Genomic DNA, 26,490 nt, shown 5'->3' on the forward strand with positions numbered 1-26,490 from the left:
ATCTACAGTTGCATTGGCGTCGCCAGGGTCAGTGGTGAAAACGACCCCGGGGCGGCGCTGATCGGCCCCGCGAGCGGGCGGATCGTCCCGGCCGACCGACCGGGACGATCCGCCCGCGTTTACGCCCGCGTCCGCGCCCACGCCCGCGTCCGCGCCCACGCCCGCGTCCGCGCGGTCAGAGCGAGGCGGGCGGCTTCCCCGTCCACCAGTTGCCCGGCGCCTCCGGGTCGCGGCTGGTCCAGTACTCGACGATCGCGCTGGTGAACTCGGCGGCCGACAGCGTCCCGTCCCCGTCGAGGTCGAGCCGGCGGAAGGCCTCGTCCGCGTCGTCGCGGCAGAGCCCCGCGAAGTGGCCGCGCTGGAACACGAAGAACTCTCCGGCGTCCACGGTGCCGCTGCGGTCGGCGTCGGCGACGGTGAGGAAGGCCTCGGCCAGGGCGCCGAGGATCTCCCGGGCGGCCTCCGGGTCGTCGGCGAGCGCGCCGGTCGAGGCGACGAACTGCTCGCGGGTGATGGCCTCCGTTCCGGCGGGCCTTCCGGCGAGGTGCAGGTCGTGCCAGACCGTCAGATAGGCGCGGACGATCACGGCCTCCGCCTCCGAACCCTCCTGGTGGCCGAGCGAGCGGGCCACCGAGTGGCCCATCAGCACATGGTCCCGCTCGGTGAGCAGACCGTCCCCGTCGGCGTCGAGGTGGTCGAAACCGTGATTGATCTTCGCGATGAGCAGGTCGTCCGACAATGTGCCCCCTTCGGTGGCCGGCGCTGCGGCTCCACGTCCGCGGCGCGGTGAGCGACGTCACGTCGCCAGCACGCTAACGCCTGGAGCCGTGCTCGCGCAGCAGAACGAAAGCCGAACGACGGTGCCCGGCCGCCCGCTCAGCCCTCCTGGTGGTCGGCCCAGACGTACGACTCCGGCAACAGCTCCGGCACCGGCACGGTGCGCAGCCCGGAACCCCGTCCGACGATGATCCGCACCTGCGGGAAGTAGTCCAGCAGCACCTGGCGGCAGCGCCCGCAGGGCGGGATCACCCCCCGTTCGCGCCAACCCACCCCCGTGCCGCTCCGACCGCCGCTCAGTGCGCCGCCGCCAGCAGCTCCCGGGTGTACTCGGTGTGCGGTGCCTCGAACAGCCGCTCCCGGTCGGCCGACTCCACCAGCCGCCCCCGGTGCATCACCGCGACCCGGTCGCAGAAGTGCCGCACCACCGCGAGGTCGTGCGAGACGAACAGGAAGGCGACGCCGAGCCGTTCGCGCAGCTCCATCAGCAGGTTGAGCACCTGCGCCTGCACCGACACGTCGAGCGCCGAGACCGGCTCGTCCGCGATGATCAGCCGCGGTTCGGGCGCCAGGGCCCGGGCGATGCCGATCCGCTGCCGCTGCCCGCCGGAGAACTCGTGCGGGTAGCGGTCCAGGTGCCCGGCGGGCAGCCCGACCTGCTCCAGCAGTTCGGCCGCGCGCTCGCGCCGCTGCGCCGCGTCCAGCGGGGTGTGCAGCCGCAGCGGGGTGTCGAGGGTCTGGGCGACGGTGCGGCGCGGGTTGAGCGAGGCGTACGGGTCCTGGAAGACCAGCTGGATCTCCCGGCTGAGCCGGCGGCGCAGCTCCCGGTCCGGTCGGGTGACGTCCTGGCCGTCGTAGCGGACGCGTCCGCCGGTGGGGCGTTGCAGCCCGGCCAGCACCCGGGAGGTGGTGGACTTGCCGGAGCCAGACTCGCCGACCAGCCCGAGCGTCTCGCCCGGGGCGATCCGCAGGCTCACCCCCTCCACGGCCCGGACCGGTTCGGCCCGGAGCGAGGGCAGGCGCCGCCGCCCGGGGAAGTGCACGGAGAGCTCCTCCACCTCCACCAGCCACCGCTCGGGTCGCTCAGGGCGCTCGGGGCGCCCGGCCGCCGTCGGCCTGGGCGTGAACGTCCTGGTGGGTGAGGGATCGTCGACCGTCGGAAGTGCGCTGCCCGGTACCGAGTCCAGCCGCAGCGCCGCGCCCACCAGGGCGCGGGTGTACGGGCGGCGCGGCGCGGCGAGCAGTTCGCCGGTCGGCGCGGACTCGACCTCGGCGCCGTCGCGCAGCACCAGGGTGCGGTCCGTCGTTCCGGCGACCACGCCGAGGTCGTGGCTGACCAGCAGCACCGCCGTGCCGTGCTCGCGCTGCAACTCGCCCAGCAGGTCGAGGACCTGGCGCTGGACCCGGGCGTCCAGCGCGGTGGTCGGCTCGTCCGCGACCAGCACCTTCGGGTCGTTCATCAGCGCCATCGCGATCATCACCCGTTGCCGCATCCCGCCGGAGAACTGGTGCGGGTAGTCGCGCAGGCGGGCGGCGGGGATGCCGACCCGGTCGAGCATCGCGGCCGCCCGTCGCCTGGCCTCGGCCCGCCCGGCCGCCGGGTGGTGCAGCCGGTACATCTCGGCGAGTTGGGCGCCGACGCCGTGGAAGGGGCTGAGCGAGGTGAGCGCGTCCTGGAAGACCAGTGCGGCCCGGGCACCCCGCACTCCGCGCAGCACGGACTCCCGGGCGCCCACCAACTCCGTTCCGTCCAGCCGGACCGAGCCGGTGACGGTGGTGGTCCGCGGGTCGTGCAGGCCGAGCAGGGCCAGTCCGACGGTGGACTTCCCGGAGCCCGACTCGCCGACCAGGCCGAGGACTTCACCCGCCGCGAGGTCGAAGGACAGGCCCCGGACGGCGGCCACCGGGGCGCCGCCGCGCGGATCGGCGAACTCGACCGTCAAGTCCCTGACACTGAGCACCGGTTCGGCAACCATCGCACGACCACCTTGGGATTCGGGAGACTTCATCGTTGCGGCTCCTCTCAGCCCAGTCGGATGCGCGGGTCGAGCCAGGCCACCGCCAGGTCCGCCAGCGCGACGAACAGCACCACGAAGCAGGCGGCCAGCAGCACCGCGCCGACCACGGCCGGCAGGTCCTGCCCGGACACCGCCTGAGCGGCGAACCGCCCGACCCCGTTCAGCCCGAACACCGTCTCGGTGATCACCGCCCCGCCGAGCAGCACCCCGGCCTCCAGCCCGAGCAGCTGCACCAGCGGCCCGGCGGCCCCGCGCGAGGTGTACTTGAGGTGGGCGCGCAGCCGGCCCAGCCCCTTGCCGCGGGCGGTGCGGACGTACTCCTCGTTCATGGTCTCCAGCAGCTGGGAGCGCGAGAGCCGGGCGAACACGGCCGAGTTGACGAAGCCGAGGACGAGCCAGGGGAGCAGCATCCCGCCCGCCCAGGCCGCCGGGTCCTCGCCGGGCGGGGTGTAGGAGGGCAGCGGCAGCAGGCCCGTGGAGTACACCAGCGCCCACTGCGCGAGGTAGCCGAGGAAGTAGATCTGCACGCTCGCGCCGACCAGGGTGAAGGCGGACAGCAGCCGGTCGGTGCGGCGGCCGTGCCGCAGCGCGGAGACGAACCCGGTGCCGAGGCCGAGGACCAGCAGGACGGCGAGCGCCCCGGCGGTCAGCGAGAAGGTGACGGGCAGGTGCTCGGCCAGCGCCTCGGTGACGGGCTGGTGCAGTCGGTAGGAGTAGCCGAGGCAGGGGGCCGCGCAGTGGATGACCGAGCCGTCCACGTCGTTGATGTCCCGCCCGGCGGCCACGCCGACCAGGTAGTCGGTGTACTGGGCGAGCAGTGGTTGGTCCAGGCCCATGCTCTGGCGCACCGCCGCGATCTGTCCGCTGTCGCAGCGCGGGCCGCAGGCGGCGCGGGCGGGGTCGGCGGGCGCGGCGTAGAAGAGGGCGAAGGCGGCGGCGGAGACCGCGAGCAGGACGCCGAGCGCCTGGAGGGTCCGCCGCAGGGCGAAGGAGAGCATGGCCGGTCCGGGGTCGACGGGACGGAAACGGAAACGGGGACGGAAACGGGGACGGAAACGGAAACGGGGACGGGCCGGGAGCCGGGGGCCTCGGAGTGTCAGCCTCAGAGGCCCCCGAGCCGTCACGACTTCAGGTACAGCCAGGTCAGCCCGACCGCCCCGTAGATCGGGTGGATGAACGCCCCGCCGACGTTGCTGCCGCGCAGCTGGTTGACCGTCGGGTAGGTGAGCGGCAGCACCGGCAGGTCCTTCATCACGGTCTGCTCCAGCGCGTACAGCTCCTTGGCCTTGGCGCGCGGTTCGCCGATCTGGTTGATCCGGTCGATCTCCTTGTCGACCGCGGGGTTGCGGTAGCGCGCGGAGTTGATGTCGCTGCCGGCCCGGCCGTCGAAGGAGAACGGGATCAGCGTGGACGGGGTCGGCCAGTCGACGGAGCTGGTCTCCTCGAACAGGTCGTACGGCGAGTCCGCCCGGTGCACCTCGTCCAGGAAGGCCTTGGGGTCGATCGGCTTGGGCACCACGGTGATGCCCGCCTTGCCGAAGCCGTCCACCAGCACCTGGGCGACGCGCTGCCCGTCCGGGGTGTTCTTGTACGCGTACGTCAGGCTGGCCGGCGCCTGCTTGGCCTTGGCGAGCGCGGCCTTGGCGGCCTCCGGGTCGCCCTCGGGCCTGGCCGGGTCGAGGTCGTACTTCTGCCAGTCGATCAGCGCGGGCGAGCTGAGCGTGGTGGCGAGCTCGCCGGTCCGGGAGCCGCCCTGGACCTGCCGGGCCTGCTGGCGCGGGTAGGCGAGGTTGAGGGCCCTGCGCACCTCGACGTCCGGCACCCGCTCGTTGTTGATCACCAGCTGGGTGACGAAGGCACCCCGGCGGCCGGAGACGACCAGGTCCTTGGCCTTGGGGTCGGTGTCGGCGGACTGGTACAGCTCGGGGGAGAGCTCGTCGGAGGCGGTGGTGGCGTTGGCGCCGCCGTCCCGCCCGGAGAGGATCTCCTGGTTGCCGTTGAGCGCCTCCTTGCCGTACGTGAACACGAACTTGTCCGGGTACTGGTTGCGGATCGGGTCGGTCTCCGCCTTCCAGGCCGGGTTGCGCTCCAGCACCATGCGGGTGTTCTGGACGTGCTCGACGATCCGGTACGGGCCGCTGGCGAACGGCAGCCGGTCGTAGTCCGTCCCGGTGTCCTTGTCCCGGCGCACCGGCGAGGAGGAGGACTGCGCGGCCATGTACGGCACGTCGGCCTGCGGCTGCGGGAAGTGGAAGACCAGGGTGCGCTCGTCCGGGGTCCCGATCGCGTCCAGGTCACCGGCCTGCGGTCCGGTGTACTTGGCGCGCGCGGCCTCGTAGCTGGCCTCGCCGGTGAGCCACTGCGGCCAGTACGGCGGGCCGACCTCGTAGCCCTTGCCGAAGGTGCGCTCGATGCCGTACTTGACGTCCTGGGCGGTGATCGGCTTGCCGTCCTCCCAGGCCACGCCCTCCTTGAGCCGGTACGTCCAGGTGCGCCCGCCGTCGGTCGGGGTGCCGGTGTCGGTGGCCAGGTCGCCGACCAGCTTGGCCTTGCCGTCGACGACCTGGTACTGCGTCAGCTGGCGGCCCCAGAGCAGCGAGGCGTTGTACGAGGCGCCCGCGTAGACCTTCTGCGGGTCCAGGTGGCGGAACTCGACGCTGTTGTACACGTTGACCGTGCCGCCCGGGCGGGCGCCGGGGACGGCCGGGGCGGGGCCCGCGCTGTCCTTCTCGGTGCCGAGCGCCGCGGTCAGCGGCGAGGTCTCCTTGGCCGGGGCCCCGCCGGCGGCGGAGCCGGTGCTGCCGGCGCCTGCCGAGCAGGAGGTCGCCAGCAGGGCGGTGGCGATGACGGCGAGCGACGGTTTGGTCCAGCGCATGGCGAATCCCTCCTTGCCCCGACACGTCCGGTCGGGGCGGGCTCGGATGGTTGATCAGGGGAAGCGGAACGGGAAGCGGAAGCGGAAGGGGGGCTCAGCGGGCGCGGCGCGGGTCCAGCGCGTCCCGGAGGGCGTCGCCGAGCAGGTTGAAGGCGAGCACGAACACCAGCAGGGCCACGCCCGGGAAGACCAGGTAGGTCGGGTCGGCCTGGAAGACCTCCGAGCCGCGCGAGATCATCCGCCCCCAGTCGGGTACGGGCTCGGTGATGCCGACGCCGAGGAAGGACAGCGCGGCCTCGGAGGCGACGAAGGTCGGTACGGCCATGGTGGCGTGCACGATCAGCTGGGAGCGGACGTTCGGCAGCAGTTCGTGGACGACGATGTGGAGGCGGCTCGCCCCCTGCGCCCGGGCGGACTGCACGAAATCCCTTTCCCGGAGTGAGCGGACGGTGGCCCGGAGGGAAAGCGCGAGCGGAATCCAGCCGAACGCGGAGAAGACCAGGATCAGCACCAGGAACTGCATCCACTCCGGTTCCGCGGCGCCCGGATCGACCAGTCGGGACTGGATCACCGGGCTGAGCGCGAGCAGCAGGAGCAGGGTCGGAAAGGCCAGCAGCACATTGGCGAGGAACCCGAACAGCCGGTCCGCGATCCCGCCGAGGTAGCCGACCGCGACCCCGGCCAGCACGCCGAGCGTGGTGGTCACGGCGGCCGCGGCGAAGGCGATCAGCAGCGAGGTGCGGATGCCGTACAGCAGCTGGGTCAGCACGTCCCGGCCGAGGCCGGGCTCCAGGCCGAACCAGAACTCGCCGGAGATCCCGCCGTTCGGCAGCATCGGCAGGCCGCCGTCGCTGAGCAGGCCGGGAGTGTTCTGGCCGTAGTGCTCGACCGGGTTCTTCCCGTACAGGGCGGCGACCAGCGGCGCGGCCAGGGCGAGCAGCAGGAACAGCAGGACGACGGCGGAGGCGGCGGCGCCGACCCGGTCGCGCAGCACCCGGCGCAGCAGGCTCGGTGCGGCCGGTCCGGGGGGCGGTCCGGGGGTCGGTCCCGGGGTCAGCCCGGGGGCCGGGCCGGTAACTGCGACTGTGTCGACCGCTGCCATGAGAGGCGTACTCCCCGAATTCTCCGCCGCCCCATGGGTGAGGGTGCGCTGGTGGGCATTTCCGAACCGGCTGCCGGGGGTTTCCCGGCGGTCGTTCGAGCGACATCAGATCGGATGCGTCCGGCCTTCCGCAAATCACCGGAAGGCACTCCACGGGAATTCCTGCCGGACTGTTTCGGGAATTGTGGCGGCTTCATTTCCCCGCAACACGGCCGTTGCAGGAGAACGGACATACCGCACCGAAGCGGACGGCCCGTTCCGCATTCTGAGACCTCCGCCACAGTCCCCGGGGTATTGGTACGATCCCGGAGGACCGCGACTGGCGCGTAGGGATGGAATCGACCATCGGGAAGCGGTCCCGTGGATCCTCACGTCGTTGCCGAGCGCCTGGGCCGCCCCGCATCCCCACCAGGAGACCGCCATGGCCCAGCCCGAGCAGACGCCCCACACCACCGCGAGCCCCGCCGCCGACACCTCCTTCCGCAGCGCCCTGGACGTGGTGGCCGGCGTGGAGCCCCGGATCGCCGCCGCCATCGGCCAGGAGCTGGAGGACCAGCGCGCCTCGCTCAAGCTGATCGCCAGCGAGAACTACGCCTCCCCGGCCGTCCTGCTCACCATGGGCAACTGGCTCAGCGACAAGTACGCCGAGGGCACCGTCGGCCGCCGCTTCTACGCGGGCTGCCGCAACGTCGACACCGTCGAGGCGATCGCCGCCGAGCACGCCCGCGAGCTGTTCGGCGCCGAACACGCCTACGTCCAGCCGCACTCGGGCATCGACGCCAACCTCACCGCCTTCTGGGCGGTGCTCTCCCAGCGGGTCGAGAGCCCGGCCCTGGAGCGGGCCGCGGTGCGCAACGTCAACGACCTCACCGAGCAGGACTGGGCCGAGCTGCGCCAGGAGCTCGGCAACCAGCGGATGCTCGGCATGTCGCTGGACACCGGCGGCCACCTCACCCACGGCTTCCGGCCCAACATCTCGGGCAAGATGTTCGAGCAGCGCAGCTACGGCACCGACCCGGTCACCGGCCTGATCGACTACGACGCGCTGCGCGAGACCGCCCGCGAGTTCCGCCCGCTGATCCTGGTGGCGGGCTACTCCGCCTACCCGCGGCTGGTGGACTTCCGCAGGATGCGCGAGATCGCGGACGAGGTCGGCGCGACCCTCATGGTCGACATGGCGCACTTCGCCGGCCTGGTCGCGGGCAAGGTGCTGACCGGCGACCACGACCCGGTGCCGTTCGCCCACATCGTCACCACGACCACCCACAAGTCCCTGCGCGGCCCGCGCGGCGGCATGGTGCTCAGCACCGCCGCCCTGGCCGAACACGTGGACCGCGGCTGCCCGTTGGTGCTCGGCGGCCCGCTCTCGCACGTGATGGCCGCCAAGGCCGTCGCCCTCGCCGAGGCCCGCCGTCCCGAGTTCCGCACCTACGCCCGCGCCGTGGTCGACAACGCCCGGGCGCTCGCCGAGGGCCTGCTGCGCCGCGGCGGCAAGCTGGTCACCGGCGGCACCGACAACCACCTGGTGCTCGCCGACGTCTCCGGCTACGGTCTGACAGGCCGTCAGGCCGAGGCGGCGCTGCTGGACTCGGGCATCGTCACCAACCGCAACTCCGTCCCGCAGGACCCGAACGGCGCCTGGTACACCTCGGGCGTGCGGCTCGGCACCCCGGCGCTCACCACCCGCGGCCTGGGCACCGCCGAGATGGACGAGATCGCCGCCCTGATCGACACCGTCCTGCGCGGCACCACCCCCACCACCACGGCCAACGGCGCCCCCTCCAAGGCGAACTACGCCCTCGACGAGGCCCTCCGCGACGGCATCGCCAAGCGCGCCGCCGACCTGCTGGCACCGTTCCCGCTCTACCCGGGCGTCGACCTGGCCTGACCGGCCGCTGGCCCGACCGGTCCCTGGCCCGACCGGCCCCTGCTCCGACCGGCCCCTGCTCCGACCGGGCCGGAGGAGCCCGCCGTGACACCGGGCCGCCGAACCTTCCGTTCGGCGGCCCGGTGGTCGGGCGCCCCGCCCCGGCCGTCAAGTCTCCTAGTACTGGAGCGACTTGTACTGCAGGAACTCCTCCAGTCCGTGCCGCCCCAGCTCGCGGCCGAGCCCGGAGTCCTTGTAACCGCCGAACGGGGCCAGCGGGTTGAACCGGCCGCCGTTGAGGTCCACCTGTCCGGTGTCCAGCCGGCGGGCGAAGGCGGCGGCGGTGTCGGTGGTCGCCGCCCAGACGCCGCCGGCCAGCCCGTAGGCGGTGCCGTTGGCGATCTCGACGGCGTGGTCCTCGTCGTCGTAGCGCAGGACCACCAGGACGGGGCCGAACACCTCCTCCTGGGCCACCGTCATCTCCGGGGTGACGTCGGCGAGGACGGTCGGCCGGACGTAGTGGCCGGTGGGGAGTTCGGCCAGTGGCTCCGGACCGCCGGCCACCAGCCGGGCGCCCTGGGCGAGCGCGTCCGCCAGGTAGCCGCGCACCCGCTCCAGCTGCCGGGCGTTGACCAGCGGGCCGATCCGGGTCCGCGGGTCGGCCGGGTCGCCCGGGACGTACTTCTCGGCGGCCTTGGCGGCGAGCGCGACCGCCTCCTCGTACTGGTCCGCGTGCACCAGCAGCCGGGTCCAGGCGCTGCACGTCTGGCCGGAGTTGGCGAAGACGTTGGCGACGTTCACGTTCACCGCCCGGGCCAGGTCGGCGCCCGGCAGCACCACGTTGGCGGACTTGCCGCCCAGCTCCAGCGCGACCCGCTTGAGCCCGCGCCCGGCCGCCTCGGCGACCTGCCGGCCGACGGCGGTGGAGCCGGTGAAGGACACCACGTCCACCTCCGGATGGGCGGCGAGCGCCGCGCCCGCGACCGCCCCGGTGCCGGTCACCAGGTTGAACACCCCGGCCGGGAAGCCGGCTTCGTCCACCAGCCGGGCGAACAGCCGGGCCACCAGCGGGGTGTCCTCGGCCGGCTTGAGGACCACCGGGCAGCCGGCCGCCAGCGCCGGGACGACCTTGGCCACGATCTGGTGCAGCGGGTAGTTCCACGGCGTGATCGCCGCGACCACCCCGGCCGGTTCGGCGAACACCACCGAGTTGCCGATCCGCTCCTCGAAGGGGTAGCCGGCCAGCAGGCTCAGGTACGAGGTCGCCACGGTCAGCGGCAGCCCGGCGTGCACGGCCCCGGCGAAGCCGACCGGGGCGCCCAGCTCGGCGACCACGGTCGAGGTGATCTCGGCCTGGGCGTCGGCCAGTCCGTCCCGCAGCCGGGTGAGCGGCGCCAGCCGCTCCTCGCGGGTGGCGGCGGCCCAGCCCCGGGCCGCCCGGCGGGCCGCCGCGACCGCGGCGTCGACGTCGGCCGCCGCACCGGCCGGTACGGTGGCGAGCACCCGCTCGGTGGCGGGGTTGAGCACGGCGATCGTGCCGGAGTCCCGGGAGGGCCGCCAGGCGCCGTCGATGTACTGGTCGCCGTACTCCGCGTACTCCTGCTCCACGGATCGTCCTTTCCACTGGTCAGCCGCCGTTCGGCCGACAGGGCGAGTCGGAAGGTCAGTCAAGGCGGCCGGACGGCCGCGCACAAGAGCCGATCCCGCCTCGGCCGGACAGGGCACCCGCCGCGGTGGGCGGCGGACTCCGCGGCGGGGGCCTACTGTCGATGGGGGGCGCCTCGTGCACGAGCGGTGATCCGGTTCGTGTCCGGGGCCGGGCAGGCCGCCACCGCGCCGAGGTGCGGCTCGGAACCCGCAGGTCATCCGCACTGCTAAGGAGCATCCCGTGACCGACACCGCGTTGAAGGGCGAACCGCAGCAGCCCGTCGGGCCGGCCGTGTTGGAGGACGTACCGGGATGGTTCTGGGACCACGACCGGCACTCCTTCGAGTGGTTCCTCGGGCGCCAGGCGGAGCGGGGCGTCACCGGCCACCTCATGGAGATGGGCGCCTACCTCGGCCGCAGCGCGATCGTGATCGGGGAGCACCTCCGGCCCGGGGAGACGTTCACCGTCTGTGACCTGTTCGACTCGGACGCGCCGGACGACGAGAACTCCAGCGAGATGGACCACTCCTACCGGAAGACGCTGACCCGCTCGGCCTTCGAGGCCAACTACCTGTCCTTCCACGACCGGCTGCCGGACATCGTCCAGGCCCCGACCTCGGCGCTCGCGGGCGGACGGGTCCCGGCGGGGGCCTACCGCTTCGTCCACATCGACGCCTCGCACCTGTACGAGCACGTGGTGGGCGACCTCCAGGTGGCCCGGACCGCGCTGCAGGAGCAGGGCGTCGTGGTCCTGGACGACTACCGGTCCCAGCACACCCCCGGCGTCGCCGCGGCGACCTGGGAGGCGGTGTTCAACCACGGCCTCAGGCCGATCGTGCTCACCGAGTGCAAGTTCTACGGCACCTGGGGCGACCCGGAGCCGTTCCAGCGCGACCTGCTCGACCGGGTGGACCTCGCCGTCGGCTGCGAGCTCAGCGCCGAGACCCTCAACCACCGGCAGGTGCTGCGGATGACCGGCAGTACGGAGGGCATCCGGCCGTTCCGCCCCTCCCGGCACCGGCCGGGGGCGGCCGGGGCGTCGGCGCCCGAGGACGCGTACCGGACGGCCCGGGACGAGGCCGCGCTGGACCTCGCCGCCCGCCGCGCCCGCGCCGCCGAGGCGCGCCGCCCGGTCAACGTCGCCAAGCGCGCCGCCAAGGACCTGCTGCCCCCGCTGCTCACCTCGGCGATCCGCCGCGCCCGCCGGGGCTGACCCGGGCCGCCCCGGCCTCCCGCCCAGGTCTCCCGCCCCGGCGACGCCGAAGGGCCGGTCGGAAACCCGACCGGCCCTTCCTTGCTGTGTACCCGCTCAGACCCGCGAAGGCTCCGCGGCCCCGGCGGACGCCTCAGCCTCCGCCTCGGCCGCCAGCTCGCGGCGCACCTCGGCCAGCGAGGGGTTGGCCCAGGCGCTGGCGACGCCCCAGTAGTAGAAGGCCAGGCCGATCGCGGCCACGATCAGCAGGTCCCAGCCCTCCGGCAGGTAGCCGTGCCCGCCGAAGTCGGAGCTGCCGGCCCAGGAGACCCCGGCCATCACGAACAGGTAGGCGATCATCCAGGCGCCCGCCTCGAGGTGCGGCTTCAACTGCTCGAAGGGCTTGCGCAGCTCGTACCAGGCCCAGATCGGCAGACCGGCGGCCATCAGCAGGATGACCTTGCCGGTGAGCGGCCAGCGGGCCCAGTACAGCACCAGCGAGCCGAAGACCATCGCGACCGGCGCGATCACCGGCATGGCCTTGAGCTTCACCGGGCGCTGGAGGTCCGGCGCGAGGCGGCGCAGCGCCATCACGGCGACCGGGCCGGTGATGTACGAGATCACGGTGGCGACGGAGACGATCTCGGCCAGCGAGCCCCAGCCGCGGAAGACCGCGAGGAACAGGAAGGCGACCACCAGGTTGAGCAGCAGCGCCGGGCGCGGGATGCCGGTCTTGGCGTCGACCTTGCCGAAGAGCTTCGGCAGGTGGCCGTTCTCCTGCACGCCGTGGATCATGCGCGAGGTGGTGGCGGCGTAGATCATGCCGGTGCCGGACGGCGAGACGAAGGCGTCCGCGTAGAGCAGCAGCGCGAGCCAGTTGATGCCCCAGGCGATCGCGAGGTCCGCGAGCGGCGAGGTGTAGGAGAGGCTGCTCCAGCCGTTCGACAGGTCGGCGGCCGGGATGGCGCCGATGAACGCGATCTGCAGCGCGACGTAGATCACCAGGGCGATCAGGATCGAGCCGATGACGGCCTTGGGCAGCGACTTGCCGGGGTTGCGGGCCTCGCCGGCCAGGTTGAGCGGCGACTGGAAGCCGTTGAAGGCCCAGACGATGCCGGAGACGGCGACGGCGGTGAACACCGCGCTCCAGCCGTTCGGGGCGAAGCCGTCCGGCTGGGTGAAGTGCGAGGTGTCGAAGTGCGCGAGGAGCAGCGCGCCGGCGGTCAGCGTCGGCACGACGACCTTGAACACGGTGATCGCCGTGTTGGTCTTGGCGAACAGCGTGATCGCGAACCAGTTGAGGACGAAGTACACGACCAGCAGCACGCTGGCCAGTGCCACCCCGCTGAGGGTGAGTTCCTTGCCGTCGTACAGGCCCTTGGCCCAGTCGAAGTGCCAGGAGCTCATGTACTGGACGGACGCGGTGGCCTCACCCGGGATGACCGAGACGATGGCGATCCAGTTGGCCCAGGCGGCCAGGTAGCCGGCCAGCGAGCCGTGCGAGTACTGGCCGTACCGGACCATGCCGCCGGCCTTGGGGAACATCGACCCGAGCTCGCTGTAGGTGAGCGCGATGGTGAGCGCCACGGCGGCGCCGATCACCCAGGCGAGGATCGAGGCGGGGCCGGCCAGCCTGGCGGCCCGCTCGGCGCCGAACAGCCAGCCGGAGCCGATGATCGAGCCGAGCCCGACCGCGGTCAGGCTGATCGTGCCGAGCGATCGGCGGTAGTTCTGGTGTGATGCCTTGGGCGAATCGGGCTCACTCAACGTATCGGTCCTCTCGCTCGGGGTTCAGCGGATGGTGTCGGCGCTTTTACGGTTTTGGGTCGGTATTCCGGACAAACCCCAGCAGCCTATGGTTCCAAATGGGGCGAATACCTCAGAGGAAGCTCAAACCGCCCGATCGTTGCCATCTCGTGTCCGGTTTCCGGACGGCCGGGACCGCTCAACGAGACCGGCGCCACACCGCCGTCGGCGGTGGATCGCGAGGGGGAGTCGGCCGTGGGCCGGGAAAAAGAAATTCCCCGCAGGATCCTTTCGGATTCCACGGGGAATTTCGATTGTGTCCGAGGGGGGACTTGAACCCCCACGCCCGATAAAGGGCACTAGCACCTCAAGCTAGCGCGTCTGCCATTCCGCCACCCGGACAGGGTGTGTGCTTCGGGGGCTTTTCTCTCGCCCCCTCGGCGACAGAGAGAACATTACCAGGCTTCCGGAGTGCTTCTCACCTGCGTTTCCTCGGCCCCACCGCGGCCTCCACCTCGGCCCCCACCACCGTCCCCGCCACGCCCCCGTCCGAGGGGCCGGGGCCGTGGGGCGCCCGGCCCGTCCGGACCGGCCGGGACGGCTCGCGAGGGGGCTCGCGAGGGGGCTCGAACACCGGGCGAAGCGGTGGCGAGGGCGAAGCAAACGATCCGTTAAGCCCCCGCCCGCGATCGATTCCGGTCGGAACCGATCCGACACGGGCAACTTGTCGACGCTGCCACGGAGGCACCGACCGCTCTCCTAGCCTCTGTGGACCGAGGGCGCCATGATGCGGATCGCCTGATTCCCGGGTCGCGGACGAAGGGCGGCTGGACGTGGAGCAGATCAGCGGGGCGGCGAAGGCCGAGCCGAGACGCGGCGCCCGGTCGGGCCGCCGACCGACGGCCGACGGTCCCGTCGAGGGCGTGTGGCGCTTCCGGGTGCCCGCCGTCGAGGCCTCCGTGCCGCGCACCCGCCACGCGGTGCGGGACCGCCTGCTGGCCCAGGGCATGACCGGGGTGCGCTACCAGGAGCTGGTGGACGACGTGCTGCTGATCGTCTCCGAGCTGGTCGGCAACGCGGTGAAGCACGCGGCCGAGCTGTCGCCCGAGGTGACCACCGAGCTGTCGGTGCGCCGGGGCTGGGTGCGGGTCTCGGTCGAGGACGGCGACCCGTACCGGCCGAAGGCCCTGGAGAGCGACACCGGCCGTACCGGCGGGCGCGGCCTGCTGCTGGTGAAGAGCGTCACCATCCAGGCGGGCGGGGTGTGCGACGTCGAGCACACGGGGGAGGGCGGCAAGGTCATCTGGGCCTCGCTGCCCGTCCCCCCGGAGCCCGGGTCCTGACGGGCGCCCTCCCGCACGGGGACGGCGCGACCCCGCACGAGGGCGGCCGCCCCCGGCCGGGGACGGCCACCCCCACGGACTCCCGTCCGCTACCAGTCCCGACCGGCGATCTCCCGGATCCCCGGCAGCGCGGCCTCGAAGACGGTCTCGAACCAGACCGAGAACGGCCGCTCGGCCCGCAGCTCGCGCAGCTCCTGCGCGGTCACGAAGGCGAAGTCCTCGACCTCCTCCGGGTTCGGCCGCACCGGCGCGGTGACCAGCCCGACGAACAGGTGGTTCCACTCCCGCTCGATCAGCCCGGTGGCCTCGTCCGGCAGGTCGTAGCGGACGGTGCCGGCCTCGCAGAGCAGCGCCGGCGCGAGGCCCAGCTCCTCGGCGGTGCGCCGGGCGGCGGCCACGAACGGCGGCTCGTCCGGGTACGGGTGCCCGCAGCAGGTGTTCGACCAGACGCCGGGGGAGTGGTACTTGCCGAGTGCCCGGCGCTGCAGCAGCATCCGGCCCTGGCGGTCGAACAGGAAGACCGAGAAGGCCCGGTGCAGCCGGCCCGGCTGCTGGTGGGCCCAGAGCTTCTCGCCGGTGCCGATGGTGACGCCCTCGTCGTCGACCAGTTCCAGCAGGATCCCGGTGCTCGCGGGGGCGGTGGCCCGGGGGTCGACCGTCACGTCTGTCTCCACGTCCAGGCCGCTGTCGATCTCGGCGGCGAAGTGGGTCGGGTCGGTCGGCGGACTCTGGGGCATGGGGCCTCTTTCGGAAGGGGGGAGCGGGAGCAACGGGAGCGTCGAGCGCGTCGTGGGCACCCGTCGGGGGGCTCGGGACGCGGCGCGGGCACCGGCGCCGTCGTCGGGCTCCAGTCTGCCGTATGGGTGGCGGTCCGGACGGGTCCCACGCACAACCGGGCGGATCATGACGCGGGGCGGTCCGGATCCGTACCGGAAACGGTCCGGGACGCCCCGGAAGGGTCATTCGTCCCGAAGGCCAGTTCGGTATCCGTTCCCATCCTGTTCGATCACCGCACCTCCACCGTGTCGTCACCCCGGCGCCTCCGGCCGCGTTCGGGTGCGTCGCCCGGGTCGCCTACCATCGCTTACGACACGCTGCCCGGATCTGTGCCGGTCCGGCGCGCCGCCGCCGGGCCCGGCCGTACGCCGGGCCGACCGGCGACAGCGCCGCCGGGCCCGTCGGCACATCCCCGCGCGGACCGCACGACGCACCACGGATCAGGAGACCCCGCATGATCGGCCTCGTTCTGGCAGCCGGCGCCGGCCGCCGGCTGCGCCCGTACACCGACACCCTGCCCAAGGCGCTGGTGCCGGTCGACGGGGAGCGGACCGTCCTGGACCTCACCCTGGGCAACTTCGCCGAGGTCGGACTGCGCGACGCGGCGATCGTCGTCGGCTACCGCAAGGAGGCGGTGTACGACCGCAAGGACGCCCTGGAGAGCAAGTACGGGGTCAAGCTCCACCTGGTCGAGAACGACAGGGCCGAGGAGTGGAACAACGCCTACTCGCTCTGGTGCGCCCGCGAGCTGTTCGCCGAGGGCCTGCTGCTGGCTAACGGCGACACCGTCCACCCGGCCTCCGTCCAGCGCACCATGCTGGAGGGCAACCAGCGCCTCGTCGAGGAGGGCCGGGCCCCCGGCATCCTGCTCGCCCTCGACACGGTGAAGAAGCTCGCCGACGAGGAGATGAAGGTCGTCGTCGACCCGGCCGCGGGCATGCGCCGCATCACCAAGCTGATGGACCCGGCCGAGGCGACCGGCGAGTACATCGGCGTCACGGTGATCAACCCGGCCGCCGCCGCCGACCTGACCGACGCGCTGCGCGCCACCTACGAGCGCGACCCCCAGCTGTACTACGAGGACGGCTACCAGGAGATGGTCGACCGGGGCCTGCGGATCGACGTCCAGCCGATCGGCGAGGTCTCCTGGGTCGAGGTCGACAACCACGACGACCTGGCGAAGGCCCGGGAGATCGCGTGCCAGTACTGACCCGACTGGTCCCGTCGCCGCTGTTCGCGGAGATCCGCCCGGGCGCGCTGGACGCGCTCGGCGGCATCCTCGCGGACCAGAGGCTGTCGGCCTCGGGCCGGATCGCGGTGGCGATCAGCAACGGCTCCGGCGCCGCGATGCGCGCGCGCCTGGAGCCGGCCCTGCCCGGCGCCGACTGGTACAACGTGGACGACGGCAGCCTTGACAGCGCGGTGCGCTTCGCCGAGGAGATGCGCGGCAAGCACTACGACGCGGTCGTCGGCCTCGGCGGCGGCAAGATCATCGACGCCGCCAAGTACGCCGCCGCCCGGGTCGGCCTTCCGGTGGTCGCGGTGGCCACCAACCTCGCCCACGACGGCATCTGCTCCCCGGTCTCCACCCTCGACAACGACGCCGGCCGGGGCTCCTACGGGGTCCCCGGCCCGATCGGCATCATCGTCGACCTGGACGTGATCCGGCAGGCCCCGCAGCGCTTCGTGGCGGCCGGGATCGGGGACGTCGTCTCCAACATCTCGGCCTGCGCGGACTGGGAGTTGTCGCACACCGTCACCGGCGAACCGGTGGACGGGCTGGCCGTCGCGATGGCCCGCTCGGCCGGTGAGAACCTGCTCCGGCACCCAGGGAACATTCAGGACCAGGACCTCCTGACGGCCCTCGCGGAAGCCCTGGTACTGTCCGGCATCGCGATGAACATCGCGGGCAGCACCCGGCCCTCGTCGGGCGCCTGCCACGAGATCTCGCATGCCCTGGACGTGCTGTACCCCAAGCGTTCCGCCCAGCACGGCGAACAGGTCGGCCTCGGCGCGGCGTTCGCCAGCTTCCTGCGGGGCGAGCGCGAGCTGACCGGTCTGATCGTGGAGCGCCTGGCGAGCCACGGGCTGCCGGTGACCGCGGCTCAGATGGGTTTCACCGAAGCGGAGTTCACCGAGGCGGTGCACTACGCTCCGAACACCCGCCCGGGCCGCTACACCATCCTGGAACACCTCGACCTCTCCCCTTCCGCAATCAGGGACGCGTACGCCGACTATGTCCAAGCCGTCAACAGCTGACCCCTCCACCGCGGGCGCCGAGCGGCCCCCGGTGGACCTGACCCGCCGGCCCTCGATCGAGGAACTGCGGGCGGTGATCCACCCGGAGGGCATGCTCCAGCGCCGCAGCGCCGAGCACTGGGCCGGGCGCCTCTACATGCGGAAGATCTCCTTGCGGATCACCCGCGTGCTGTCCACCATGACGGCGATCACGCCCAACGGCCTGACCTACCTGATGATGCTCACCGGCATCCTGGCCGGTGCCGCCCTGGTCGTACCGGGCATCACCGGCGCCGTCCTGGGCGCGCTGCTGATCCAGGTCTACCTGCTGCTGGACTGCGTGGACGGCGAGGTGGCCCGCTGGCGCCGGCAGACCTCGCTCACCGGCGTCTACCTGGACCGGGTCGGGCACTACATGTCCGAGGCGGCCCTGCTGACCGGCCTCGGCCTGCGCGCCACCGACCTGCTGCACCGCGAGGGCGGCGGCTCGCACTGGGAGTGGGCGTTCCTGGGCACGCTGGCCGCGCTCGGCGCGATCCTGATCAAGTCCGAGACGGACCTGGTGGACGTGGCCCGCGCCCGCAGCGGCCTGACGGCCGTCGAGGACAGCGCCTCGGTGCCGCGGTCCGCCTCGGTGGCCAAGGCCCGCCGGGCCGCCTCGCTGCTCAAGTTCCACCGCCTGGTCGGCGCAGTCGAGGCCTCGCTGTTCATCCTGGCGGCCGGGATCGCCGACGCGGTCCACGGCGGACTGTTCTTCACCCGGATCGCGGTCGTGGTGCTGGCGGCCATCGCCATGCTGCAGACCGTGCTGCACCTGCTGAGCATCGTCCTTTCGAGCAGGCTCCGATGACCACTTCCACGTCCTCCACCACCGCGGAGAACTTCCGCCTCGGCGTCGTCATCATCACCATGGGCAACCGGCCCGCCGAGCTCAACGCCCTGATCGACTCCGTCCGCGCCCAGGAGGGCCCGGAGGTCGAGTTCGCCGTGGTCGGCCAGGGCGCGAAGCTGCCGTCGCTGCCGGCCGGAGTGCGCAGCGTCGAGCTGCCGGAGAACCTGGGCATCCCGGGCGGGCGCAACGTCGGCATCGAGCTGTTCGGGCCGGACGGCCGGGAGGTGGACGCCGTCCTCTTCCTGGACGACGACGGCCTGCTGCCGCGCACCGACTCCGCCCGCCTGCTGCGCGAGGCCTTCACCGCCGACCCGGAGCTGGGCATCGTCTCCTTCCGGATCGAGGACCCGGACACCGGCGTCACCCAGCGCCGGCACGTCCCCCGGCTGCGCGCCAGCGACCCGATGCGCTCCTCCCGGGTGACCACCTTCCTGGGCGGCGCGAGCGCCGTGCGCTGCAAGGTGTTCGAGCAGGCCGGGCAGCTGCCGGCCGAGTTCTTCTACGCCCACGAGGAGACCGACCTCGCGTGGCGCGCCCTGGACGCGGGCTGGGCCATCGACTACCGGGCGGACGTGGTGCTGCACCACCCCGCCACCTCGCCGGCCCGGCACGCCGCCTACTTCCACAACGTGGCCCGTAACAGGGTCTGGCTCGCGAGGCGGAACCTTCCGGCCCCGTTGGTGCCTCTCTATCTGGGAACCTGGTTTCTGCTGACCCTGGCCCGACGTCCCTCCGCGGAGGGGCTGAAGGCCTGGCTGAGCGGTTTCCGGGCGGGCTTCCGCGAACCCTGCGGTCCGCGGAAGCCCATGCGATGGCGTACCGTCTGGCGACTGACCAGGATGGGACGTCCTCCGATCATCTGATTGGATCAGAGGATCGATCGCCGTGGCCGGTGACCACACACCGGCCGGAACCCCCCCCGTGACCCCAGGATCCCCATCGGCGCAAGGCCGGCGGACCCCCGCCGACCGGCCGCTCCGACCGATCCCGCGCGAAGGACGAATGTGTCGACAGTGAGTGAACCCGTCAGCCTCTCAGCCCCGAGGGGGGCGGACGCGGGCCTGACCCCGAAGCAGCTTGCGGACAAGTACGGTCTGTCGGTGAGCGGTGCCCGCCCCGGTCTGTTCGCCTACACCAAGCAGCTCTGGGCCAGGCGCCACTTCATCTGGGCCTTCGCCACCGCCCGCCTGGTGGCCCAGTACACCGACGCCAAGCTCGGGCAGCTCTGGCAGGTCGTGACCCCGCTGCTCAACTGCGGCGTGTTCTACCTGGTCTTCGGCGTGATCCTGAAGAGCAAGGACAACTTCCCGCCGAACACCTACATCGCCTGGCTCTGCATCGGCGTCTTCGTCTTCCAGTTCACCCAGAACGCGGTGCAGTCCGGCACCCGGGCGATCTCCGACAACCTCGGCCTGATCCGCGCGCTGCACTTCCCGCGCGCCAGCCTGCCGATCGCCTTCACCGTGATCCAGCTCCAGCAGCTGCTGATCTCGATGGTGGTGCTGGTCATCACCGTGCTGGCCGCCGGCATCACCCCCGGCAAGACCTGGCTGCTGATCGTCCCGGCGCTGTTCCTCCAGACCCTGTTCAACATCGGCGTCTCGCTGATCTTCGCCCGGATCGGTTCCAAGACCAGCGACATCTCCCAGCTGATCCCGTTCGTGATGCGGGCCTGGATGTTCCTGTCCGGCGTGATGTTCAGCATCCAGGACAAGGTCTCGACCTGGCCGCACTACCTCCAGACGATCATGGCCGTCAACCCGGCCTCGGTCTACATGGACCTGCTCCGGCACGCCTTCGCGCCGGTGATCTACAACAAGCACCTGCCCGCGCACCAGTCGCTGCCGCCGCACCAGTGGACCTACGGCATCGCCTGGGCGGTCGGGATCTTCGTCATCGGATACGTCTTCTTCTGGAAGGCCGAGGAGGAGTACGGCCGTGGCTGACACCGACCTGAGCAAGCGCGACGCCGTGGCCGACACCAAGATCGCCCGCGAGCCCACCGTCGTCGTCGACGACGTGCACATCGTCTACCGGGTGCACGGCGCCGGTTCCGGCAAGGGCAGCGCCACCTCGGCGCTGAGCCGCATCATCAGCCGCAAGCGCTCCTCCGGCGTGCGCGAGGTGCACGCGGTCAAGGGCATCAGCTTCACCGCCTACAAGGGCGAGGCGGTCGGTCTGATCGGCTCCAACGGCTCCGGCAAGTCGACCATGCTGGCCGCCATCGCGGGCCTGCTGCCGACCGAGAAGGGCGGCATCTACACCAACGGCCAGCCCTCGCTGCTGGGCGTCAACGCGGCCCTGATGAACGAGCTGAGCGGCGAGCGCAACGTCGTCCTGGGCTGCCTGGCGATGGGGATGTCGCCGGCCGACGTGCGGGCGCGCTACCAGGACATCGTCGAGTTCTCCGGGATCAACGACAAGGGGGACTTCATCTCCCTGCCGATGCGCACCTACTCCTCCGGCATGGGCGCCCGGCTGCGCTTCTCCATCGCCGCCGCCAAGACCCACGACGTGCTGCTGATCGACGAGGCCCTGGCCACCGGTGACCAGGCCTTCCAGCAGCGCAGCAAGAAGCGCATCGACGAGCTGCGCGGCTCCGCCGGTACGGTCTTCCTGGTCAGCCACGACAACAACTCGATCCGCGAGGTCTGCGAGCGGACCATCTGGATCGAGGCCGGCGAGCTGGTCATGGACGGCCCGACCGACGAGGTCGTCGGCCGCTACGAGCGCGGCGAGCGCCCGTAACGCCCAGCCGTCGCAGCGCCTGGCACCGCAGGGCCCCGGCACTCCAGGGCCGGCTCCGGGAACACCCCGGAGCCGGCCCTTCGGCGTGCGCCGCTACCCCGGGTGGCCCGCCGCCGCGGGGGTGAGCGCCACCGTGCGCCGGGCGGGGCGCTCTTCTCGGGCGCGGCGCGTGGTGTCAGGCTGGGGGCGCGGGGGCGGTGTGCCGTACGTGACGCCCGCGCTCGGACGCGTGTCCGAGTCGGACCGGTGGTACCGAGCGGTGTAGAACGGGGGAGTGACTGCAGTGTCGGCTTCGGCCCAGCCCAGAGATACGCCGGTGAACCCTTCCGCGGGACAGACCCTGGAGAAGGCGGGCGCGGAGAACTTCCCGGTCGCCCCCTTCTTCCTGCCCGCGGCCTGGCGCGACGACCTGATGGCGGTCTACGGCTTCGCCCGGCTGGTCGACGACTCCGGCGACGGCGACCTGGCCGATCCGGCCGCCACCGCGGGCCTGCTGGGGATCGAGCAGCGGCCCCCCGCCACTCCTTCGGCCCAGTCCGGCCCGCCGGGCCCGGCGGAGGTCTCCTTCCGGCTCGCCCTGCTCGACGGACTGGAGCGCGACCTCGACCGGGTGTTCGAGACCGCGCTGCGCTCCGCCGGCGCCGAGCAGCCCCGGCACCCGCTGCTGGGCGCCCTCGTCCCGCTGGTCGACCGGCACGGCCTGACGCCCGAGCCGTTCCGCCGTCTGATCGAGGCCAACCGGGTGGACCAGACCACCGCCCGCTACGCCACCTACGACGACCTGGTCGGCTACTGCACGCTCTCCGCCGACCCGGTCGGCCGCCTGGTGCTGTCCATCGCCGGCGTCTCCACCCCCGAGCGGATCGCCCTCTCGGACGCCATCTGCACCGCCCTCCAGCTGGTCGAACACCTCCAGGACGTGGCCGAGGACCTCTCCCGCGGCCGGATCTACCTCCCCGCCGAGGACCTGGAGCGCTTCGGCGTCACCGAGGAGGAGCTCGCCGAACCCACCGCGACCGGTGCGGTCCGGGAACTGATCGCCTTCGAGGCCGAACGGGCCCGCACCCTGCTCGACCGCGGCGCACCATTGGTAGGTACGGTTCGGGGAAGGCTTCGACTGCTCCTGGCGGGATTCACCGCAGGCGGCTACGCGGCCCTGGCGGCCGTCGAGGACGCCGGGTACGACGTGCTCGCCCGGCAGGCGAAGCCGGACAAGCGCCGCCTCGCAGCGAAGGCGGCGGCCATCTTCGCGAAGGGAAGGTGAACGCCCGAGTGGCGGCATCACCACTGGCGTCGGCCCCGGTCATGGCGGCGTACCGGTACTGCGAGGCAGTCACCGGACTGCAGGCACGCAACTTCAGCTACGGCATCCGCCTGCTGCCCGAGCCCAAGCGACTGGCCATGTCGGCCCTGTACGCGCTGGCCCGCCGGGTGGACGACATCGGCGACGGCGACCTCCCGGCCGACCGCAAGGCCGAGGCCCTGGTGCGCACCCGGGAGCTGGTGGACGAAGTCCGCTCCGGGGCGGTCGCCGAGGACGACACCGACCCGATCAAGGTCGCCCTGGCCGACGCGGCCCGGCGCTTCCCGATCCCGCTCGGCGGCTTCGACGAGCTGATCGACGGCGTGGAGATGGACCTCAAGGGCGCCGAGTACCAGACCTACGAGGAGCTCAAGGTCTACTGCCGCTGCGTGGCCGGTGCCATCGGCCGGCTCTCGCTGGGCGTCTACGGCTGCGAGGACCCGGAGCGCGGGGCGCAGTACGCGGACACCCTGGGCCTGGCCCTGCAGCTCACCAACATCCTGCGCGACCTGCGCGAGGACGCCCTGACCGGCCGCACCTACCTGCCCACCGAGGACCTGGCCAGGTTCGGCTGCGAGCAGGGCTTCGCGCTGCCCAAGCCGCCGGTCGGCGCGGACTTCACCGGGCTGGTGGCCTTCGAGGCCGCCCGCGCCCAGGCCGCCTTCGAGGAGGGCCTGCGGCTGCTGCCCCTGCTCGACCGCCGCAGCCGCGCCTGCACCGCCGCGATGGCCGGGATCTACCACCGGCTGCTCGGCCGGATCGCCGCCGACCCGGAGTCGGTGCTGCGCGGCCGGGTGTCGCTCCCGGGCTGGGAGAAGGCGTACGTGGCGCTTTCCGGGCTCGCCGGGGGGCGTTCTTGATTCTCGCCACGGTTCTGTCACGCTGTGTCAGCGGGGAATCACATCAGGGTGGCGCCGTGTCGACCGCGGCGCCGGCCGTGAGCGCGCCGGCGGCAGCGACCGTCGCCGGGCGGTCCGGCGACTGCGAGGGGGAGGGCCGATGACCGGGCGAGCCGATGCCGCGCGCCCGGCCGCCGTCGTGGTCGGCGGCGGCCTGGCCGGGATCACCACCGCCCTGCGGCTGGCCGAGGCCGGCCACCGGGTCACCCTCGCCGAGGGGCGCCCCCGGCTCGGCGGCCTGGCCTTCTCCTTCCAGCGCGGCGACCTGACCGTCGACAACGGCCAGCACGTCTTCCTGCGCTGCTGCACCGCCTACCGCGGGCTGCTGGAGCGCCTGGGCGCCACCCGGATGACCCACCTCCAGGACCGGCTGGACGTCCCGGTGCTCTCCGTCACCGGCCCCGCCGGGGCCCAGGTGCGCACCCTCGGCCGCCTGCGGCGGGCCGGCCTGCCCGTCCCGCTGCACCTGGCCGGCAGCCTCGCCCGCTACCCGCACCTGTCCCCGGCCGACCGCGCCCGGGTGGTCCGCGGCGCGCTCGCCCTCAAGGGCCTGGACCTCGCCGACCCGGCGCTGGACGGGCTCTCCTTCGGCGAGTGGCTGCGCCGCAACGGGCAGAACGCCGCCACCACGGCCGCGCTCTGGGACCTGGTCGGCGTCGCCACCCTGAACGCCCGGGCCGACCAGGTGTCCCTGGCGCTCGCCGCGATGGTCTTCAAGACCGGGCTGCTCTCCGACCCGGGGGCCTCCGACATCGGCATCGCCGCCGTCCCGCTCGGCGCGATCCACCACGACCGGGCGCTCGCCGAGCTGGAACGCGCCGGCGTGCGGGTGCTGCTGCGCGCCCGGGTCGCGGAGCTCAAGCCGGCCGCGCCCCAGCACGCCGTCCGGCTGGAGGGCGGCCAGTCGGGCACCGGCGAGCTGCTCACCGCCGACACCGTGGTGCTGGCCGGCGCCCAGGACACCGCGGCCGCCCTGCTGCCGCCGGGCGCCGTCCCCCACCGGCTGGAGGACTTCGGCACCACGCCGATCCTCAACGTGCACGTGGTCTACGACCGCAAGGTGCTGCGCCGGCCGTTCTTCGCCGCGCTCGGCAGCCCGGTCCAGTGGGTCTTCGACCGCACCACCCACTCCGGGCTGGCCGGTACCCCGATCGGCCGCGCCCACCCCGGCGCCCAGTACCTGGCGCTGTCCCAGTCCGCCGTCCAGGACGAGATCGACCTGCCGGTCGCCGAGCTGCGCGAGCGCTACCTGCCCGAGCTGGCCCGGCTGCTGCCGGCCGCCGCCGGCGCCGAGGTGCTGGACTTCTTCGTCACCCGGGAGCGCACCGCGACCTTCGACGGGGCGCCCGGCAGCGCCGCGCTGCGGCCCGGGGCCACGACCGGCGTCCCCGGCCTGCTGCTGGCCGGCGCGTGGACCGCCACCGGCTGGCCCGCGACCATGGAGGGCGCGGTGCGCAGCGGCCACGCCGCCGCCGACGCCGCGCTGGCCGCGGCCGGTGCCAGGGTGCCGGTGGACCGGGGTGACGGGCGGTGGCCCAGGTGACGGCGGGGCCCGCGGCCGGAGAGCCCGCCAGAGCCGACGGGCGTACCGTCGGCCCCATCGGCCGTACCGACACCGAGCGCCGCGGCACCACCCGCTTCGGCGCCGCCCGCTTCGACACCAGCCGCACCGACAGCACCCGGCCGCCCCGTGCGGTCCGGCACCACGAGGGAGAGGGAACGCACGTGGAGTCACGCACCGGCATCGCCGTCGGAGGCACGGCGCACGCCGAACCGGTCTCGGTGCCGGAGCTGCTGGCCCGCAGCCGGACGCTCTGCGCCCCGCCGCTACGGGCCACCGTCGCCCGTCTGGCCGCACCGATGGACACCGTCGCCGCGTACCACTTCGGCTGGATCGACCGGGACGGCACCCCGGTGGAGGGCGACGGCGGCAAGGCCGTGCGCCCCGCGCTGGCCCTGCTGTCCGCCCAGGCGGCCGGTGCGGCGCCCGAGGTCGGGGTGCCCGGCGGGGTCGCCGTTGAACTGGTGCACAACTTCTCCCTGCTCCATGATGATCTGATGGACGGTGACGAGACCCGACGGCACCGGGCCACCGCCTGGACGGTCTTCGGCCCGGCCCAGGCGATCCTGGTCGGCGACGCCCTGGCGACGCTCGGCACGGAGGTGCTGCTCGACGCCGGGGTGACCGGCGGCGCGAGCCCCACCGACGCCGCGCGCGCCGTCCGGCTGCTCACCACCGCGACCCGCAGACTGATCGACGGCCAGGCCATGGACGTCGCCTTCGAACAGCGCGACAGCGTCACCGTCGCCGAGTGCCTGGAGATGGAGGGCGGCAAGACGGCGGCCCTGCTGGCCGCCGCCTCGGCGATCGGCGCCGTCCTGGCCGGGGCCGACGACAAGGTCTCGGACGCCCTCCAGCGCTACGGCCACCACCTGGGCCTGGCCTTCCAGGCGGTGGACGACCTGCTCGGCATCTGGGGCGCGACCGAGGTCACCGGCAAGCCGCACTGGGGCGACCTGCGCCAGCGCAAGAAGTCCCTGCCGGTCGCCGCGGCGCTCGCCGAGGGCGGCGCCGCCTCGCGCCGGCTGGCCGAGCAGCTCGCGGACCCGAAGGGCCGGGGCGAGGAGGGCGAGCCCGAGCTCGCCGCCCGGGCCGCGCTGATCGAGGAGGCCGGCGGCCGGGCCTGGACCCAGGAGGAGGCCCGCCGCCAGCACACGACTGCCCTCGCCGCCCTGGACGAGGTGCCCATGTCCGACGAGGTGCGCGAGCACTTCGTCGCACTCGCCGAATTCGTGGTGGTACGAGAGAGGTGACGTTACGTTGACAGCAACCGCGGACGGCCGGCTCGACCCTGAGTACGATTCCGAGCCGGTCGCGGTGGGCGACCGCCCCCCGACCCTGCTGGGTGCGGGGCGGTGGCAGCCCGAGGACACCGACCGGCCCCGGCCGGCCGGTGAGGCGGACCGGCAGCCCGGCGAGGGGGCGGGGGGGGCGCCGCGCGCGCGCGCCCCCCCCCCCCCCCCCCCACCCCGCCCCCGGGCGCGGGGGGGGCGGTGGCGGGTCTC

21 protein-coding genes, 1 tRNA gene, 1 pseudogene and 1 riboswitch are annotated in these 26,490 nt (G+C 73.0%); of the genes and pseudogenes, 13 read left to right on the plus strand and 10 right to left on the minus strand.

All coding sequences use genetic code 11. The annotated features are described in order from the left end of the window. Positions 1-175 precede the first annotated feature (175 nt). From ACFWXO_RS06605 to ACFWXO_RS06630, 6 genes and pseudogenes are all read right to left on the minus strand, one after another. Positions 176-739, minus strand: a complete 564-nt coding sequence (locus ACFWXO_RS06605; protein WP_380522605.1) for an EF-hand domain-containing protein — start codon at positions 737-739, stop codon at positions 176-178. Between the two features lie 137 nt (positions 740-876). Further along, positions 877-1,050: pseudogene (locus ACFWXO_RS06610) on the minus strand (cytidine deaminase); the annotation flags it as partial. A 23-nt stretch (positions 1,051-1,073) separates the two neighbouring features. Further along, positions 1,074-2,753 carry a dipeptide ABC transporter ATP-binding protein gene (locus tag ACFWXO_RS06615; RefSeq protein WP_380522606.1) on the minus strand — a complete coding sequence of 560 codons (1,680 nt, stop codon included), beginning with the start codon at positions 2,751-2,753 and terminating at the stop codon, positions 1,074-1,076. A gap of 47 nt (positions 2,754-2,800) precedes the next feature. Beyond that, the gene (locus ACFWXO_RS06620) at positions 2,801-3,793 is read right to left on the minus strand and encodes an ABC transporter permease (protein ID WP_380522607.1); all 993 of its coding nucleotides are present in this window, start codon (positions 3,791-3,793) and stop codon (positions 2,801-2,803) included. 122 nt (positions 3,794-3,915) lie between these two features. Next, a complete protein-coding gene (locus tag ACFWXO_RS06625; protein ID WP_380522608.1) occupies positions 3,916-5,670 on the minus strand; it encodes an ABC transporter substrate-binding protein in 1,755 nt (584 codons plus the stop codon). Between the two features lie 94 nt (positions 5,671-5,764). Next, a complete protein-coding gene (locus ACFWXO_RS06630; protein ID WP_380522609.1) occupies positions 5,765-6,772 on the minus strand; it encodes an ABC transporter permease in 1,008 nt (335 codons plus the stop codon). A 305-nt stretch (positions 6,773-7,077) separates the two neighbouring features. Continuing rightward, positions 7,078-7,172, plus strand: a riboswitch (ZMP/ZTP riboswitch). Positions 7,173-7,193: 21 nt separating this feature from the next. Here ACFWXO_RS06630 and ACFWXO_RS06635 point away from each other — a divergent pair. Next, positions 7,194-8,660, plus strand: coding sequence for a glycine hydroxymethyltransferase (locus tag ACFWXO_RS06635; RefSeq protein WP_380522610.1), 1,467 nt, complete (start codon positions 7,194-7,196; stop codon positions 8,658-8,660). Positions 8,661-8,816: 156 nt separating this feature from the next. Here ACFWXO_RS06635 and ACFWXO_RS06640 read toward each other — a convergent pair whose 3' ends face one another. Then, entirely contained in the window at positions 8,817-10,247 is a 1,431-nt protein-coding gene (locus ACFWXO_RS06640) for an aldehyde dehydrogenase family protein (RefSeq protein WP_380522611.1), read from the minus strand. 280 nt (positions 10,248-10,527) lie between these two features. Between ACFWXO_RS06640 and ACFWXO_RS06645 the strand changes: the two genes are divergently transcribed. Then, complete coding sequence (locus ACFWXO_RS06645; RefSeq protein ID WP_380522612.1) at positions 10,528-11,499, plus strand: class I SAM-dependent methyltransferase; 972 nt, start codon at positions 10,528-10,530, stop codon at positions 11,497-11,499. Positions 11,500-11,595: 96 nt separating this feature from the next. On the opposite strand, the gene ACFWXO_RS06650 is transcribed toward ACFWXO_RS06645, so the two are convergent. Both ACFWXO_RS06650 and ACFWXO_RS06655 read right to left on the minus strand, forming a co-directional pair. Beyond that, positions 11,596-13,245 carry an APC family permease gene (locus ACFWXO_RS06650; protein WP_380522613.1) on the minus strand — a complete coding sequence of 550 codons (1,650 nt, stop codon included), beginning with the start codon at positions 13,243-13,245 and terminating at the stop codon, positions 11,596-11,598. 296 nt (positions 13,246-13,541) lie between these two features. Continuing rightward, positions 13,542-13,626: transfer RNA gene (locus tag ACFWXO_RS06655), tRNA-Leu, on the minus strand. 431 nt (positions 13,627-14,057) lie between these two features. Here ACFWXO_RS06655 and ACFWXO_RS06660 point away from each other — a divergent pair. After that, complete coding sequence (locus tag ACFWXO_RS06660) at positions 14,058-14,567, plus strand: ATP-binding protein (RefSeq protein ID WP_380522614.1); 510 nt, start codon at positions 14,058-14,060, stop codon at positions 14,565-14,567. Positions 14,568-14,656: 89 nt separating this feature from the next. Here the strand turns inward: ACFWXO_RS06660 and idi are convergent, their stop codons facing one another. Then, entirely contained in the window at positions 14,657-15,304 is a 648-nt protein-coding gene (gene idi / locus ACFWXO_RS06665; RefSeq protein WP_380522615.1) for an isopentenyl-diphosphate Delta-isomerase, read from the minus strand. A gap of 494 nt (positions 15,305-15,798) precedes the next feature. On the opposite strand from idi, the gene ACFWXO_RS06670 reads away from it, so the two are divergent. The 10 genes from ACFWXO_RS06670 to ACFWXO_RS06715 all read left to right on the plus strand — a co-directional run bounded on the left by ACFWXO_RS06670 (position 15,799) and on the right by ACFWXO_RS06715 (position 26,238). Continuing rightward, positions 15,799-16,554: a sugar phosphate nucleotidyltransferase gene (locus ACFWXO_RS06670; RefSeq protein ID WP_375885235.1), complete on the plus strand. Its 756-nt coding sequence runs from the start codon at positions 15,799-15,801 to the stop codon at positions 16,552-16,554. Beyond that, positions 16,542-17,603: an iron-containing alcohol dehydrogenase family protein gene (locus ACFWXO_RS06675; RefSeq protein WP_375885238.1), complete on the plus strand. Its 1,062-nt coding sequence runs from the start codon at positions 16,542-16,544 to the stop codon at positions 17,601-17,603. Before ACFWXO_RS06670 ends, ACFWXO_RS06675 begins: the two co-directional genes overlap by 13 nt. Before the next feature lie 91 nt (positions 17,604-17,694). After that, on the plus strand, positions 17,695-18,432 hold the full coding sequence (locus ACFWXO_RS06680) for a CDP-alcohol phosphatidyltransferase family protein (RefSeq protein ID WP_375885317.1): 738 nt from the start codon (positions 17,695-17,697) through the stop codon (positions 18,430-18,432). After that, the gene (locus ACFWXO_RS06685) at positions 18,429-19,337 is read left to right on the plus strand and encodes a glycosyltransferase family 2 protein (RefSeq protein WP_375885241.1); all 909 of its coding nucleotides are present in this window, start codon (positions 18,429-18,431) and stop codon (positions 19,335-19,337) included. The genes ACFWXO_RS06680 and ACFWXO_RS06685 overlap by 4 nt, the downstream gene beginning before the upstream one ends. A 141-nt stretch (positions 19,338-19,478) precedes the next feature. After that, positions 19,479-20,420 carry an ABC transporter permease gene (locus ACFWXO_RS06690; RefSeq protein ID WP_375885242.1) on the plus strand — a complete coding sequence of 314 codons (942 nt, stop codon included), beginning with the start codon at positions 19,479-19,481 and terminating at the stop codon, positions 20,418-20,420. Further along, entirely contained in the window at positions 20,413-21,222 is an 810-nt protein-coding gene (locus tag ACFWXO_RS06695) for an ABC transporter ATP-binding protein (RefSeq protein WP_375885244.1), read from the plus strand. Before ACFWXO_RS06690 ends, ACFWXO_RS06695 begins: the two co-directional genes overlap by 8 nt. A gap of 316 nt (positions 21,223-21,538) precedes the next feature. Then, the gene (gene hpnC / locus ACFWXO_RS06700) at positions 21,539-22,486 is read left to right on the plus strand and encodes a squalene synthase HpnC (protein ID WP_380522616.1); all 948 of its coding nucleotides are present in this window, start codon (positions 21,539-21,541) and stop codon (positions 22,484-22,486) included. Positions 22,487-22,527: 41 nt separating this feature from the next. Next, complete coding sequence (hpnD, locus tag ACFWXO_RS06705) at positions 22,528-23,385, plus strand: presqualene diphosphate synthase HpnD (RefSeq protein ID WP_375885318.1); 858 nt, start codon at positions 22,528-22,530, stop codon at positions 23,383-23,385. Positions 23,386-23,524: 139 nt separating this feature from the next. Continuing rightward, positions 23,525-24,967, plus strand: a complete 1,443-nt coding sequence (hpnE, locus tag ACFWXO_RS06710) for a hydroxysqualene dehydroxylase HpnE (RefSeq protein ID WP_380522617.1) — start codon at positions 23,525-23,527, stop codon at positions 24,965-24,967. 182 nt (positions 24,968-25,149) lie between these two features. Next, positions 25,150-26,238: a polyprenyl synthetase family protein gene (locus ACFWXO_RS06715; RefSeq protein ID WP_375885251.1), complete on the plus strand. Its 1,089-nt coding sequence runs from the start codon at positions 25,150-25,152 to the stop codon at positions 26,236-26,238. Positions 26,239-26,490 lie beyond the last annotated feature (252 nt).

This window comes from Kitasatospora sp. NPDC059088, from assembly GCF_042738155.1.
In the GTDB taxonomy this organism is placed as follows: Bacteria; Actinomycetota; Actinomycetes; order Streptomycetales; family Streptomycetaceae; genus Kitasatospora.

Coding starts and splice junctions, on each gene's coding strand:
- ACFWXO_RS06615 (WP_380522606.1), bottom strand. CDS start 2,753: ATGGTTGCCGAACCGGTGCTCAGTGTCAGGGACTTGACGGTCGAGTTC.
- ACFWXO_RS06620 (WP_380522607.1), bottom strand. CDS start 3,793: ATGCTCTCCTTCGCCCTGCGGCGGACCCTCCAGGCGCTCGGCGTCCTG.
- ACFWXO_RS06625 (WP_380522608.1), bottom strand. CDS start 5,670: ATGCGCTGGACCAAACCGTCGCTCGCCGTCATCGCCACCGCCCTGCTG.
- ACFWXO_RS06630 (WP_380522609.1), bottom strand. CDS start 6,772: ATGGCAGCGGTCGACACAGTCGCAGTTACCGGCCCGGCCCCCGGGCTG.
- ACFWXO_RS06635 (WP_380522610.1), top strand. CDS start 7,194: ATGGCCCAGCCCGAGCAGACGCCCCACACCACCGCGAGCCCCGCCGCC.
- idi (WP_380522615.1), bottom strand. CDS start 15,304: ATGCCCCAGAGTCCGCCGACCGACCCGACCCACTTCGCCGCCGAGATC.
- ACFWXO_RS06670 (WP_375885235.1), top strand. CDS start 15,799: ATGATCGGCCTCGTTCTGGCAGCCGGCGCCGGCCGCCGGCTGCGCCCG.
- ACFWXO_RS06680 (WP_375885317.1), top strand. CDS start 17,695: ATGCTCCAGCGCCGCAGCGCCGAGCACTGGGCCGGGCGCCTCTACATG.
- ACFWXO_RS06685 (WP_375885241.1), top strand. CDS start 18,429: ATGACCACTTCCACGTCCTCCACCACCGCGGAGAACTTCCGCCTCGGC.
- hpnD (WP_375885318.1), top strand. CDS start 22,528: ATGGCGGCGTACCGGTACTGCGAGGCAGTCACCGGACTGCAGGCACGC.
- hpnE (WP_380522617.1), top strand. CDS start 23,525: ATGACCGGGCGAGCCGATGCCGCGCGCCCGGCCGCCGTCGTGGTCGGC.